This is a genomic window from Brevundimonas sp. SL161, from assembly GCF_049896985.1.
Lineage (GTDB): Bacteria > Pseudomonadota > Alphaproteobacteria > Caulobacterales > Caulobacteraceae > Brevundimonas.
This window is the reverse complement of sequence record NZ_JAFCVJ010000006.1, coordinates 57906-70802: the sequence shown is the minus strand read 5'-3', so window position 1 is coordinate 70802 and position 12897 is coordinate 57906. Positions and strand designations below refer to the sequence as shown.

The 12897-nt window shown below is 67.2% G+C and carries 13 protein-coding genes; 4 read left to right on the top strand and 9 right to left on the bottom strand.

Translation table 11 applies throughout. The features are described from left to right. Window positions 1–13 precede the first annotated feature (13 nt). From ACP7AU_RS06770 to hemE, 9 genes are all read right to left on the bottom strand, one after another. Complete coding sequence (locus ACP7AU_RS06770) at window positions 14–841, bottom strand: ParA family protein (protein WP_426038532.1); 828 nt, start codon at window positions 839–841, stop codon at window positions 14–16. Window position 842: 1 nt separating this feature from the next. Next, entirely contained in the window at window positions 843–1424 is a 582-nt protein-coding gene (gene rsmG / locus ACP7AU_RS06765; RefSeq protein WP_426038531.1) for a 16S rRNA (guanine(527)-N(7))-methyltransferase RsmG, read from the bottom strand. Between the two features lie 47 nt (window positions 1425–1471). Next, window positions 1472–3337 carry a tRNA uridine-5-carboxymethylaminomethyl(34) synthesis enzyme MnmG gene (mnmG, locus tag ACP7AU_RS06760; protein WP_426038530.1) on the bottom strand — a complete coding sequence of 622 codons (1866 nt, stop codon included), beginning with the start codon at window positions 3335–3337 and terminating at the stop codon, window positions 1472–1474. Window positions 3338–3472: 135 nt separating this feature from the next. Continuing rightward, window positions 3473–4768, bottom strand: coding sequence for a tRNA uridine-5-carboxymethylaminomethyl(34) synthesis GTPase MnmE (gene mnmE, locus ACP7AU_RS06755; RefSeq protein WP_426050925.1), 1296 nt, complete (start codon window positions 4766–4768; stop codon window positions 3473–3475). A gap of 145 nt (window positions 4769–4913) precedes the next feature. Beyond that, entirely contained in the window at window positions 4914–5147 is a 234-nt protein-coding gene (locus ACP7AU_RS06750) for a DUF6489 family protein (RefSeq protein ID WP_426050924.1), read from the bottom strand. 48 nt (window positions 5148–5195) lie between these two features. Further along, entirely contained in the window at window positions 5196–6629 is a 1434-nt protein-coding gene (gene rho / locus ACP7AU_RS06745) for a transcription termination factor Rho (protein WP_426038527.1), read from the bottom strand. Window positions 6630–6866: 237 nt separating this feature from the next. Continuing rightward, window positions 6867–7331, bottom strand: coding sequence for a CopD family protein (locus ACP7AU_RS06740; protein WP_426038526.1), 465 nt, complete (start codon window positions 7329–7331; stop codon window positions 6867–6869). Next, window positions 7328–8380: a ferrochelatase gene (hemH, locus tag ACP7AU_RS06735; RefSeq protein WP_426038525.1), complete on the bottom strand. Its 1053-nt coding sequence runs from the start codon at window positions 8378–8380 to the stop codon at window positions 7328–7330. Before hemH ends, ACP7AU_RS06740 begins: the two co-directional genes overlap by 4 nt. A 10-nt stretch (window positions 8381–8390) precedes the next feature. Further along, complete coding sequence (gene hemE / locus ACP7AU_RS06730; protein WP_426038524.1) at window positions 8391–9428, bottom strand: uroporphyrinogen decarboxylase; 1038 nt, start codon at window positions 9426–9428, stop codon at window positions 8391–8393. Window positions 9429–9954: 526 nt separating this feature from the next. On the opposite strand from hemE, the gene ACP7AU_RS06725 reads away from it, so the two are divergent. Genes ACP7AU_RS06725 through coaE form a run of 4 tightly spaced genes read left to right on the top strand, consistent with a single transcriptional unit; the run spans window position 9955 to window position 12891 of the window. Continuing rightward, window positions 9955–10824, top strand: a complete 870-nt coding sequence (locus ACP7AU_RS06725) for a pyruvate, water dikinase regulatory protein (RefSeq protein ID WP_426038523.1) — start codon at window positions 9955–9957, stop codon at window positions 10822–10824. Further along, entirely contained in the window at window positions 10821–11426 is a 606-nt protein-coding gene (locus ACP7AU_RS06720) for a Maf family protein (RefSeq protein ID WP_426038522.1), read from the top strand. The genes ACP7AU_RS06725 and ACP7AU_RS06720 overlap by 4 nt, the downstream gene beginning before the upstream one ends. After that, window positions 11423–12253, top strand: a complete 831-nt coding sequence (locus ACP7AU_RS06715) for a shikimate dehydrogenase family protein (RefSeq protein WP_426050923.1) — start codon at window positions 11423–11425, stop codon at window positions 12251–12253. Before ACP7AU_RS06720 ends, ACP7AU_RS06715 begins: the two co-directional genes overlap by 4 nt. After that, a complete protein-coding gene (gene coaE / locus ACP7AU_RS06710; protein ID WP_426050922.1) occupies window positions 12250–12891 on the top strand; it encodes a dephospho-CoA kinase in 642 nt (213 codons plus the stop codon). The genes ACP7AU_RS06715 and coaE overlap by 4 nt, the downstream gene beginning before the upstream one ends. Window positions 12892–12897 lie beyond the last annotated feature (6 nt).

Sequence of the window (12897 nt, the reverse complement as noted above, 5' to 3'; positions counted from 1 at the left end):
TTCCGTATGATGATCAGGCGGCGAGGCGGCGGCGTTCGCGACCGACAACTTCTTTGGCGAGCTTCAGATAGGCTTGGCTGCCAGTGCATTTCAGATCGTAGATCAGAACGGGTTTTCCGAAGGACGGCGCCTCGGACACCCGCACGTTCCGGGGGATCACCGCGTCATAGACCTTGTCCCCGAAGTGGCTCCGAACGTCCGCTGCCACCTGTCCCGAGAGGGCGTTGCGGCGGTCATACATGGTCAGGACCAGACCCTGGATTTCGAGCGTCGGATTCAATGATTGACGGACCATCTCGATCGTCTTCATCAACTGCGTCAACCCTTCGAGGGCGAAGAACTCGCACTGCAGCGGGACAAGAACTCCGTCGGCCGCGGCCATGGCGTTGAGCGTCAACAGGTTCAACGACGGCGGGCAGTCGATCAGCACATAGTCATACCCGGTATGGCCTTCCCCGCCCTGTCCCGCGAGCGCGTCGCGCAGGCGGTAGGAGCGGCGATCGGCCTGGCTGAGCTCGATCTCGACACCCGACATGTCGGCGTCGGCAGGAATGATGTGCAGGCCCGGAACGGCCGTCGGTACGGCCGCATCATGGACGGACCGACCGTCGACGATCACGTCATAGATGGTGATCCGTCGTGTTTCACGTGGAACACCCAGACCCGTGGAGGCATTGCCTTGGGGATCCATGTCGACGATCAGCACCTTCTCGCCAATGGCGGCCAGCGCCGTGCCCAGGTTGATCGCGGTCGTCGTCTTCCCCACCCCGCCCTTCTGGTTGGACACGGCGAGGACGCGCGGAGACCTCTTCGGGCCGGAGCCCGGGACTGACTTGGTCATACTAACCACGGTGCTGATTTCCACGGGGGCGAAGGCTCCGGACGGTAACGATGCGGCCCCCCGGATCGCTGCGCGAGACCGAAAGCTCAGCGTCGACTTGCCAGGACTTCGAGGCCTCCCGCAACTCCGCCTCGGCCTTCTCTCCCTTGAGAAACAAACCTTGTGCACCGCGAGACAGATAGGGCTGTGCATAACCCAGCAACTTTTCCATCGGCGCGACGGCACGCGCGGTGACGACATCCACCTTCAGCGCCTGTTCCTCGGCCCGCCCCCAGACGACGGTCGCCGGCAGGGCCAGCTCATCCACGATGGTCTGCAGGAAGCGGCAGCGTTTCTGCAGGGAATCGATCAGCCAGATGTGGGCGTCCGGCCGCCCCTTCAAGAGGATGGCCAGTACGACGCCGGGAAACCCTGCGCCCGCACCCAGGTCCGCCCAGGTCCGTGCGAAACCGGCGAGATCCAGGAGTTGGGCCGAGTCCCAGGCGTGCCGGTTCCAAAAGTCCGGCAGACTGTCCGGCCCGACCAGGTTCATGACCGCGTTGGCCTCAGTCAGCATGATCCGAAACCGTTCGAGGTCGGCCATCCGTTCCGGCCAGGCGCCGGTCGCCTTCTGGAATTCCTCGGCAGTCATCAGGCCGCGACCGCCGCTTTTTTCACGTGGGACAGCAGGGCCGTGAGCGCACCGGGGGTCACCCCCTCGATGCGACCGGCCTGGCCGAGGGTGCGCGGCAGAACCAGCGACAGCTTTTCGCGGACCTCGTGCGACAGGCCGCCGATCGCCGCATAGTCGAGGTTGGCCGGAAGCATCAGAGCCTCCTCGCGGCGCAGGGCCTCGGCGTCGGCGGTCTGACGATCCAGATAGCCGGCATAGCCCGCGTCGATCTCGACCTGTTCGCGCACAGACGGGCTCCAGTCGCCGATGACGGGGTATGCCGCCGCGAAGGCGGTCAGATCGACGCCCGGATAGGCCAGCAGATCGCGCATCGATCGGCGCTGGCCGTCCGCATTCACCGCGATGCCGAGCGCCTGGGCCTCGTTGGGCGTGAACCGGGTGTCGCGCACGAGCCGCGTGGCATCGGCCAGGGCCGCCGCCTTGATCCCGAAGGTGCGCCGACGCTCCGCAGAGACGATTCCGGCCTCAATCCCGAGCGGGGTCAACCGTTGATCGGCGTTGTCGGCTCGGAGAGTCAACCTGTACTCGGCGCGGCTAGTGAACATCCGGTAGGGCTCGGTCACACCACGCGTGACAAGATCGTCGATCATCACACCGATATAGGCCTGCTCCCGCCCCAGCACGATTTCCGGGGATCCGGCGGCGGCGCGGGCGGCGTTGAGGCCGGCAATCAACCCTTGAGCGCCTGCCTCCTCATACCCGGTCGTACCGTTGATCTGACCGGCCAGATAGAGGCCCGGACGGCGCTTGACCTCCAGCGCCGGGGTCAGTTCGCGCGGATCGACATAATCGTACTCGATCGCATAGCCGAAGCGGAACACCTCGACCGATTCCAATCCCGGCATGGTGCGCAGGAAGGCGGTCTGCGTCCCCGGCGAGACTGAGGTGGAGATGCCGTTTGGATAGACGGTCGGATCATCCAGCCCCTCCGGTTCCAGGAAGACCTGGTGCGAGGTCTTGTCGGCGAAACGGACCACCTTGTCCTCGATCGAGGGGCAATAGCGCGGACCGACACCGGTCAGCTTGCCGCCGTACACAGCGCTTTCGCCAAGATTGGCGGCGATGATCGCGTGGGTCTCTTCGGTCGTCTGGGTGATGCCGCAGGCGATCTGGGGCACGTCGATCCGGTCGGTCAGGAAACTGAACGGCACGGGCTCGGCATCGGCCGCCTGCATCTCCAGCCGGTCCCAGGCGATGGTGCGGCCGTCGAGGCGTGCAGGGGTTCCGGTCTTCAGCCGCCCCATCTTGAGTCCGGCGCCATAGAGGTCGGCGGCAAGACCCGTCGAGGGGGCCTCGCCATGACGGCCGGCGGGAATCCGCTCGTCGCCGCGATGGATGACGCCGTTGAGGAAGGTGCCGGTCGTCAGAACCACTGCGCCCGCGCGGAGCGAGATGCCCTCACCGGTCGTCACGCCGACGACCCGGTCTCCGTTCAGGATCAGAGCCTCGGCCGTGCCGGCCATCAGGGTTAGGTTGGGATAGTCGGCCAGCTCGGCCTGCATGGCCTCGCGGTACAGGCGCCGGTCGATCTGGCTGCGAGGGCCGCGCACGGCGGCGCCCTTGGAGCGGTTCAGCAGACGGAACTGGATGCCGGCCTTGTCTCCGAGCCGGCCCATAAGGCCATCGAGGGCGTCGATCTCGCGGACCAGATGGCCCTTGCCCAGGCCTCCGATAGCCGGGTTGCAGCTCATCTCGCCTATGGTTTCGAGCGTCTGGGTCAGCAGCAACGTGCGGGCGCCGGCGCGCGCGGAGGCCGCGGCGGCCTCGCAGCCGGCATGGCCGCCGCCGATCACAATGACGTCGAAGGAAGTGGGGAAGCTCATAGGCCGGGACATAGGCGAGATGGGTCGAAAACGCCACTCAGACATGAATGTGGCGCTGACGCTCGACGCCTGGCGTCCCCCCCGCCTGAGCGGAAGGTGTTTCACGTGAAACACGCCGGGCGGCCGGCGGCCAACCTATTTGCCGATACAGAAGGTCGAGAAAACCTCACCGAGGATCTCCTCGACCCCGACTGCACCCGTGACCCGGCCCAGAGCGTCAGCGGCCCGGCGCAGATCGTCACCCGCCAACTCGGGCGCCGTCGCCAGGTGGCTGCGCGCGGCCTGAACCATCGCCACGGCTTCTGACACTCTGCGCCGATGGCGTTCACGGGTCACCACCGGAAAATCAGCGCCGGACAGGTCTCGCGCAAGTCGGGCTGCGAGCGCATCATGCAGATGGCGTAGGCCCGCTCCGGTCACTGCGCTGACGGCGATGCCCTCCCCCGAGGCCGGTGATAGGTCGGCCTTGGTCCAGACGGTGACGTCGTCAGGTCGGGCAAAGTCGGCGGCGTCCCCCTCGGGATCGCCCGGAGCCCGGACCCAAAGGCGCAGATCGGCGGTGCTGGCGCGGGCGCGGGCGCGACGGACACCCTCGGCCTCGACGAGGTCCTGGCTCTCGCGCAGGCCGGCCGTGTCGGACAGGGTCACGGCATAGCCGCCGATGACGAGGTCGGCGTCGAGCACGTCGCGCGTCGTGCCTGCAATGGGGGTGACGATGGCGGCCTCCCGCTCAACCAGGGCGTTGAACAGGGCCGACTTGCCGGCGTTGGTCTCGCCGATTAGGACGATGTGATAGCCCTCACGGACGCGGCGGCCCCGGTCGGCGTCGGCCAGGGCGCCGTTCAGGTCGGCGGTCAGGCGATCAAGCACCGGACCGGCGGATAAGGCCAGATGGTCGGGTACGTCCTCGTCCGGGAAGTCGATCTCGGCCTCGACGAGGGCGAGAGCCGTCAGCAGGTCCCGGCGAAAACCGGCGTAGGTCTGGCTGAGGGCGCCGTCGAGCTGGCCCAGGGCCTGGGCCGCCTGGGCCGAGGTCTCCGCGTCGATCAGGTCGGCGACCGCCTCGGCCTGGGCCAGATCCATGCGGCTGTTCTCGAAGGCGCGGCGGGTGAACTCTCCCGGATCGGCGGGGCGTAGGCCGAGATCGATCAGGGCGGTGGAGACGGCGTCAATGACGGCGCGTCCGCCGTGTAGGTGGAGTTCGGCGCAGTCCTCGCCCGTGTAGGAGTTCGGGCCTGGAAAGCGGAGGACGAGGGCCTGGTCGAGGATGACGCCGCCGTGTCGCAGAATGCGCAGGGCGGCGAGGCGCGGTTTCAGATCGGGCGCGCCGAGGGCGCTAAGGGCCTGATCCGTCGCGGGTCCCGACAGGCGCAGGATGGCGATGGCGCCTTGGCCGGGTGGGGTGGCGAGAGCGAAGACGGTGTCGGTCATTGTGTTTCACCTCCCCCGTCGGGGGAGGTGACGCGTCGCGGCTTCGCGACGTGACGGAGCGGGCTCGCCACACAAGCCGAGTCTGGGCTGGCCCCCCCCCACCGCTTCGCGGTCCCCCTCCCCCGACGGGGGAGGAGAAGGGTCTTCACTTCGGCGTCGTCACCGCGGCCTGCATGAGTTGACGGAACTGGTCCTGGGCCTGGAGGCCGAAGCTGGTCCAAGTCTTCATCAGCTCTTCGGGCTGCATGGCCGACATGTTGGCGTCCATCCGTTTCTGCACCTCGGCGACGAGATGATCGTTCAGCGGCGCGACGTCCGGCAGGCCCAGAAAGGCCCGCGCCTCGGCCGGCGTGCATTCCATTTCGACGTTGACCTTCATGTCGCTCTCCCTGTTTCACGTGAAACATTGGCCAGACCCGGCTTGCCGTCAGGTGTTCATCGATTGGAAGAAATCGGCGTTGTTCTTGGACTGACGCAGCTTGTCGAGCAGGAACTCGATCGCGTCCTGCGGGCCCATCGGGTTCAGGATGCGGCGCAGTACATAGGTCTTGGTCAGCTGATCCTTCGGCGTGATCAGCTCCTCCTTGCGGGTGCCGGATTTCAGCACGTCGATGGCCGGGAAGATCCGCTTGTCGGCGACCTTGCGGTCCAGCACGATTTCCGAGTTACCGGTGCCCTTGAACTCTTCGAAGATGACCTCGTCCATACGCGAGCCGGTGTCGATCAGGGCCGTGGCGATGATGGTCAGCGAGCCGCCCTCCTCCACGTTCCGCGCTGCGCCGAAGAACCGCTTGGGCCGCTGCAGGGCGTTGGCGTCTACGCCGCCGGTCAGGACCTTGCCCGACGACGGCACGGTGGCATTGTAGGCCCGGCCCAGACGGGTGACCGAGTCCAGCAGGATGACGACGTCCTTCTTGTGCTCGACCAGGCGTTTGGCTTTTTCAATCACCATCTCGGCCACGGCGACGTGGCGGGTGGCCGGCTCGTCGAAGGTGGAGGCCACGACCTCGCCCTTCACCGTCCGCTGCATGTCGGTGACTTCCTCGGGGCGTTCATCGATCAGCAGAACGATCAGCGACACCTCAGGGTGGTTGGCCTCGATCGATTTGGCGATGTTCTGCAGCATGACCGTCTTGCCGACCCGCGGCGGTGCCACGATCAGGCAGCGCTGGCCCTTGCCCAAAGGGGCGACGATGTCGATGACCCGGCCCGAACGATCCCGCAGGGTCGGGTCCTGAATTTCCATGATCAGCCGCTCATTGGGATACAGCGGCGTCAGGTTGTCGAAATTGACCTTGGTGCGGACCGTCTCCGGGTCCTCGTAGTTGATCGTGTCGACCTTGAGCAGAGCGAAGTAGCGTTCGCCTTCGCGGGGGCCGCGCACGGCGCCGTGGACAGTGTCTCCAGAGCGCAGGCCGAAGCGGCGAATCTGGGACGGAGACACATAAATATCGTCCGGACCCGGAAGATAATTGGCGTCCGGCGAGCGCAGGAAGCCGAAGCCGTCGGGCAACATTTCCAGCGTGCCAGAGGCGATGATCTCGACCTCTTCGTCGGCCAGAGTCTTGAGGATGGCGAACAGAAGATCCTGCTTGCGCAGATTGGACGCGTTCTCGATCTCCAGCTGTTCGGCGAAGGCGACCAGCTCGACCGGAGTCTTGTCGTTCAGCTCCTGGAGCGTGATCCGGCCGGACGGCACGACGGGTTCGCCGTCCTCTTCCGCGTCGTCGCCGATGTCGGCGGCCACGTCGGCGTCATTGGCCCCATCCGCCTGCGAGGTGTCGTCGGCGGTTTCAGGCGTCAGCCCCTCGAGCGCTTCGGCTTCAGGAGCTGTGGTATCGGTGTCGCGGACGTCGGTCATGTCGGAGCTCTGGATTCACGCCGTCACGGCCCGGCGTCGAGGACGTCAGGCGGGGACGGATGGTCCCCCGGCCTGGCCGGAGGATGACGAAGGCCTTGCGGCCGGGTGGGAGAGCGTCGGGTCCGAAGGCGGCGAGTTCGCCAGCGATCGGTCGACGCGAAGAGAAGGGCAGCGCCGCGAACGACGCCTCATCGCCAGCGGAACCACATTCCGGGCCTGTGGGTCAAGCGTCGCGGCTCAGAAGGTCCACTCGGTCGTCACCGACAGGACCATAATGATGGCCAGCACGAACGGGATCTCATTGGTCATCCGCCAGAAACGGCTGGTCTTCGTCGATGTCCCGGCAGTGATGCGTTTGCGTTCGGCCGACAGGAAGCCGTGCCAGCCGAACAGCAGGACGACGCCGATCAGCTTCACCACCATCCACGGCTCCGCGAGGAAGGCGGCCCCGCGCATCTGGACATCGAGATGGATCAGCCAGGCGCCGAAGATCAGGGCCAGTGCCGCGGCCGGATTGAGGATGATCTTCATCAGCCGCGCCTGCCAGGCCCGCAGGAGAGCGCGCATTTCGCTTTTCAGCGGCTCGGGCTTTTCGGCCTGTTCGGCGTCATAGGCATAGAGGCGGGGCAGGAAGAGAAGTCCCGCCATCCAGGCGATGACCGCCAGGATGTGGAGGCCTCGGGCGAGGTCATAGAGGTTCACGCTGCGGCCCGTTCAGTCTGGAACGGACAGGCTTTCCACCGCGCCTGACAGCCGGGTCCGAACGGCGCCGTGCCGGTACGGTCGAGGCTGTCGGTCACGGCCTGGGCCAGGGCGCCGATGAAAGATTCGGCCACGCCGACGGCGGGCGCCCGGAGATAGGGATGCAGACCGGCCTCGTGGGCCAGTTCGCCGTATTCGATGTCGAGCTCGACCAGGGTCTCGATGTGTTCCGAGACGAAGGCGATCGGGGTGACGACAACGCCGACCCCGTCGGCTGCGGCCTGTTTGATCGCATCCGGGGTCGAGGGGCCCAGCCATTTCATCGGCCCGACCCGGCTCTGATAGCACAGGGCCCAGTCCTGCAATCCGGCAGCCTTGACGACAGCAGACACCGTCGATTCGATCTGTTCCTGATAGGGATCGCCTTGTACCACCAACTTCTCGGGAATGCCGTGGGCGGAGAACAGGACCCGCATCGAGCGGCCCGGATGGTCGCGGGCGGCCTCGGCCAACTTGCCGCGGATGCCTTCCGCCTGGGCCTCGATCCAGCCGGCGGCCCGGGGATAGCAGCAGATCGCGCGTGACCGGCCCGAGCCCGCGTAAGCAGCCTTCCAGGCCTTCAGCGACGACTGGGTCGTGGTGGTCGAAAACTGCGGATAGAGGGGCAGCAGGACCACCTCGTCAGGGCCGAAAGCGGCTACGTCGACGGCCGTTTCCTCGGTCAAGGGATGCCAGTAGCGCATGGCGACGAAACTCTTGACCTCGTCGCCGGGCAACAGGGTCGCCAGCCGGGCGTCGAGCGCCGCCATCTGTTTGCGGGTCTCCGCCTTCAGGGGTGAGCCGCCGCCGGCGTCCATCATCGCATAGTTGGCCTGGGCGCTCTTCTCGCGGCGCGAGGAGATCAGCTTCGCCAGAGGCATCCGCGCGAACCCGGGCAGGCCGATGATGGCCGGATCGTTGAACAGGTTGAACAGGAAGGGCCGCACAGAGTCGGCGTCGTCCGGGCCGCCAAGATTGAACAGGACGACTGCGATCCGTCTACCGGCCATTTGTCAGTCCTTACTGGGCACCCAGGCGCCTGAGCACCTGTTCGACATGGGCAATCGGCACGTCCGGCAGAATCCCGTGGCCGAGGTTAAAGATCCATGGACCCGCACCCCAGGCCTTGACAAGCTCATCCACCCTGCGGTCCAGAGCCGCACCGCCGGCGCGGAGCAACAGGGGATCGAGGGCGCCCTGGATCGGCTTGATCGCCTGCACCTGTCTGCCGCGTTCCAGCGAACAGGCGGTGTCGAGCGCCACGCCCTGGACATCGACCTCACGGGCATAGCGTTCGGCATGCAGGGCCGAACCGCGCGGGAAACCGATCAGGGGGACGGTGACGCCCAGTTCGCGCACCCTGGCGACCAGCTTCTTGTGCGGCCGCATCACCAGCCGTTCGAACAGATCGTCCGGCAGACCCTCGGCCCAGCTCTCGAATATCTTCAGGGCATCCGCGCCGGCGTCGGCCTGCATCTTCAGATAGCGGGCGGTGGCCTCGACCAGGACGTCCAGAACCGCATCGACCTTGTCCGGGTCGGAATAGGCGTAGGACCGCGCCTGGGCCCGCTCGCCCTTGCCCATCGTATTATGGTGGCCGTCGAGCATATAGGTGGCCACGGTCCAGGGCGCGCCGGCGAACCCGATCAGGGCCCGTTCCGGCTCCAGTTCGGCCCGCACCCGGCTGAGGGTTTCCCCGATCTGATGCAGATGCTCTCCGGCGCCATCGGCCAGCTCAGCCATCCGACCTGGCGACGGCATCAACCCGAGTTTAGGTCCCTCGCCGGTCTCGAACCAGACGTCCTGCCCCAGGGCCTGGGGGATGAGCAGGATGTCGGCGAAGACGATGGCGGCGTCGAAGCCGAACCTGCGCATGGGCTGCATGGTCGCCTCGGCCGCCATCTCCGGGTTCAGGCAGAAGGCGATGAAGTCCGGGGCCTGGGCGCGCAAGGCTCGATACTCGGGCAGGTAACGACCAGCCTGACGCATGAACCAGACGGGCGGGCGCTCAAGGGTCTCACCCTGCAGGACCCGGATCAACGAAGGCGTGATGCTCATGACTCCGGGTCTACGGTGATGAGCGCATCCCCTCAAGCCCACGGCCTTCCTCTTATCCTGATCAGAATCTTAGAAATATCTGAGGAAGCAGGTAGGGCGTGGGAAGGCGGGGACAAATCGGCTCTCGTCCCCACACCGGACGGCCTTGTCCCAAGTCCCGTAAAGACTGCCGGGTGGCTGTGCGCGCGCCTGTGGAAACCGGGCAAAACCCTTAACAAAGCCTTAATGCCCGGGGCTCAGCCGGGCGTTTGACCCGAGGCGGGATTGGGGGGCGTTTACCATTCGTTAAGCATTTCCCCAGTCGAACCGATCGCTGATCAGGGGGAGGGGATGATCCGTTGTCGGACAAGGCGCGTGCTCCACCTGTGTCCCCGCTCGCCGGGCGGCGAGGCCCGCGCTATAGGTTTCGGCGCCCCGACCGAGGTTGGCGGCGCCCAGTCCGGTCCACAGGAATCCTCGCCATTCGCACCCCCTCTGATGTGGTTTTCCCTCGCCGGGATCCGGCGCTCCCGTCGCGGGGTCTGCGATGAGCCCCGCCCGGCCCGCGGGGGCGTCGCGGCTGGCGACCTATTTCCATGTCCATCTGGTCTCGGACTCGACCGGCGAGACGCTGAACGCGATGGCCAAGGCGGTCACGGCCCGGTTCGACGGCGTCATCCCGATCGAGCACATCTATGCGCTTGTCCGGTCCGAAAAGCAGATGGAGCGAGTTCTGGCAGAGGTGGCTGCGGCGCCGGGCGTCGTCCTGCACACCATCGTCGATCGCGACCTGCGCGCCCAGCTGGAGGAAGGTTGCCGGGCGCTCGACATGCCGCACATCGGGGCGCTGGATCCGCTGGTCGGAGCCCTGTCGCGGTATCTCGGCGCGGCCCTGTCGACGCGGGTCGGGGCACAGCACGCCCTGGACCACGACTATTTCAACCGGATCGGGGCGCTGGACTACGCTATGGCCCACGACGACGGTCAGGGCACGGCCGAACAGCTGGAGGGCGCTGACGTCGTCCTGGTGGGGGTCAGCCGGACGTCCAAGACCCCGACCTGCATCTATCTCGCCCATCGGGGCGTCCGCGCCGCGAACGTGCCTCTGGTGCCGGGGCAGGAGGACGGCGAACGGCTGGTCGGATTGAAGAATCCGCTGATCGTCGGTCTGACCGTCTCACCCGACCGGCTGGTGCAGATCCGCCGGAACCGGCTGGACGGGCTGAACGCCACCCATGCCTCATCCTACGTCGAGCCGGACGCGGTGCGTGAGGAGACGATCAAGGCCAGGCGCGCCTTCGAAAAGCGGGGCTGGCCCACCATCGACGTGACCCGCCGTTCGGTCGAGGAGACGGCGGCCGCGATCCTGAACCTGCTGACTGAACGCCGCACCCGCCGTCTGGGAGCATCCTGGTGACCGGGGAAACGACCGAGAGGCTGATCCTCGCGTCCCGCAGCGCCGCCCGTCGCGCCATGCTGACCGGCGCCGGCGTGCCGTTCGTCGCCGAGGACGCGGGGGTGGACGAGGACGTCATCAAGACCTCGCTGGCTGGGATCGATCCGGCCGAACTGGCGCTGGAGCTGGCCCGGGCCAAGGCGCTGGCGATTTCCAGGCATGATCCGGAGGCCTGGGTGCTGGGCTCGGACCAGACTCTGGATTTCGACGGTGACATGATCTCCAAGGCGCCGAACCTGACCGTGGCCCGGGAGCGGTTGCACACTCTGCGCGGCCGCACCCACCATCTCAACTCCGCGGCTGCCCTGGCCAACAACGGCGCGGTGGTCTGGTCAGGCGTCGAGACCGCGCGGCTGACGATGCGCCAGTTCTCCGACGACTTCCTCGACGCCTATCTGGACGCCGAGGGTGAAGGCCTGCTGGGTTCCGTCGGCTGCTATCGGCTGGAGGGAATGGGCTCCCAGCTCTTCGACTGCGTCGAGGGCGATTACTTCACCGTCCTGGGCATGCCGCTGTGGCCCGTGTTGGCCCAACTGCGGCGCGCGGGAGTGATCCGGACATGATCCGCGCCCGGATCACGGGGGCGGTGAAGGTCGGCGGCATCGTCGGCAATCCCGTCACCCACTCGCTGAGCCCGGTCATCCACAACGGCTGGATCGAGGCGGCCGGCATGGACGCCGCCTATGTCGCCTTCTCGCCGAGGGACGCCGCCGGGTTCGAAACCCTTTTGGCCGCCGGCCGGGCCGGCCTGCTCAGCGGCGTCAACGTCACCGCTCCGTTCAAGGAACAGGCCTTCGCCCTGGCGGATTCAGCGTCCGGGACTGCGCGGGACAGCGGATCCGCCAATATCCTCGTCTTCCGCGACGGCGAGGTGAGGGCCGACAGCGCCGACGGCTTGGGCCTGCTGCGGGCACTGCAGGAACAGGCGCCGAAACTGTCATTGGCGGGATCGCCGGTGGTAATCCTCGGCGCCGGAGGGGCCGCACGAGCCGCCGCGGCCGCCCTGGCCGGCGCCGGGGCGCGGGTTCGCATCGTCAATCGGACGCGGGATCGGGCCGAGGCGCTCGCCGCCGATCTCGGGGGATCGGTCTCGGTCGCCGAGGGGCCGGCGGCCTTCTACGGTGCGGCCCTGGTGGTCAATGCCCTCAGTGTCCGGCCCGAGATGGATCTCGCGGCGCTGAATCCCGACACGACCGTCATGGACATGACCTACAGGCCGGTCATCACGCCCTTTCTTCAGGCCGCCCGAGACGTGGGCCTGACAACTGTGGACGGGCTCGCCATGCTGATCGGCCAGGCGGAGCCGTCGTTCGAGGCCATCTTCGGCGTCCCTCCGCCCGCGCTGGACCCGAGGCCTCTGCTGCTGGCCCATCTGGGAGAGGCGGCGTGATCCTGCTGGGCCTGACCGGCTCGATCGGCATGGGCAAGTCGACCACAACCGCCATGTTCGCCGAGCACGGCGCCCTGATCTGGAACGCCGACGACGCGGTTCACGCCCTCTACGCCCGCGGCGGGGCGGCGGTCGAGCCGGTCGGCGAGGCCTTTCCGGGCGTGGTCGTTGACGGCGCCGTGGATCGCGGGCGGCTAGCCGAAGCGCTTGGCCGCGACGAGACGGCCTTCCGGCGACTGGAGACCCTCGTCCACCCGTTCGTCGCCGCCGGCCGCATGACCGATCTGGAGGCGGCGCGGGCGGCGGGCGTGAAGCTGGCCGTCCTCGACATTCCCCTGCTGTTCGAGACCGGTGGCGACCGGGCCGTGGATGCGGTGGTCGTGGTCAGCGCCGACGCAGCCATCCAGCGTCGCCGGGTTCTGGCCCGGCCCGGAATGACAGTGGAGCGGTTCGAGGCCATTCTGGCGCGTCAGATGCCGGACGGCGACAAGCGCCGCCGCGCCGACTTCGTCATCGACACCGGCCGGGACCTCGCCGCCGCCCGGACCCGGGTCGCCGAAATCGTGGGGATCATTCTGGCGCCGGACTGGAAACCACTCCGCCGGACTCTTTCGGGCGCCGCCGAAACACCCCATTAGAAGGGC

What these genes read in the sequence shown, in the direction of transcription:
- ACP7AU_RS06770 (WP_426038532.1), bottom strand. Translation starts at nt 841, where the DNA reads ATGACCAAGTCAGTCCCGGGCTCCGGCCCGAAGAGGTCTCCGCGCGTC.
- rsmG (WP_426038531.1), bottom strand. Translation starts at nt 1,424, where the DNA reads ATGGCCGACCTCGAACGGTTTCGGATCATGCTGACTGAGGCCAACGCG.
- mnmG (WP_426038530.1), bottom strand. Translation starts at nt 3,337, where the DNA reads ATGAGCTTCCCCACTTCCTTCGACGTCATTGTGATCGGCGGCGGCCAT.
- mnmE (WP_426050925.1), bottom strand. Translation starts at nt 4,768, where the DNA reads ATGACCGACACCGTCTTCGCTCTCGCCACCCCACCCGGCCAAGGCGCC.
- ACP7AU_RS06750 (WP_426050924.1), bottom strand. Translation starts at nt 5,147, where the DNA reads ATGAAGGTCAACGTCGAAATGGAATGCACGCCGGCCGAGGCGCGGGCC.
- rho (WP_426038527.1), bottom strand. Translation starts at nt 6,629, where the DNA reads ATGACCGACGTCCGCGACACCGATACCACAGCTCCTGAAGCCGAAGCG.
- hemH (WP_426038525.1), bottom strand. Translation starts at nt 8,380, where the DNA reads ATGGCCGGTAGACGGATCGCAGTCGTCCTGTTCAATCTTGGCGGCCCG.
- hemE (WP_426038524.1), bottom strand. Translation starts at nt 9,428, where the DNA reads ATGAGCATCACGCCTTCGTTGATCCGGGTCCTGCAGGGTGAGACCCTT.
- ACP7AU_RS06725 (WP_426038523.1), top strand. Translation starts at nt 9,955, where the DNA reads ATGAGCCCCGCCCGGCCCGCGGGGGCGTCGCGGCTGGCGACCTATTTC.
- ACP7AU_RS06715 (WP_426050923.1), top strand. Translation starts at nt 11,423, where the DNA reads ATGATCCGCGCCCGGATCACGGGGGCGGTGAAGGTCGGCGGCATCGTC.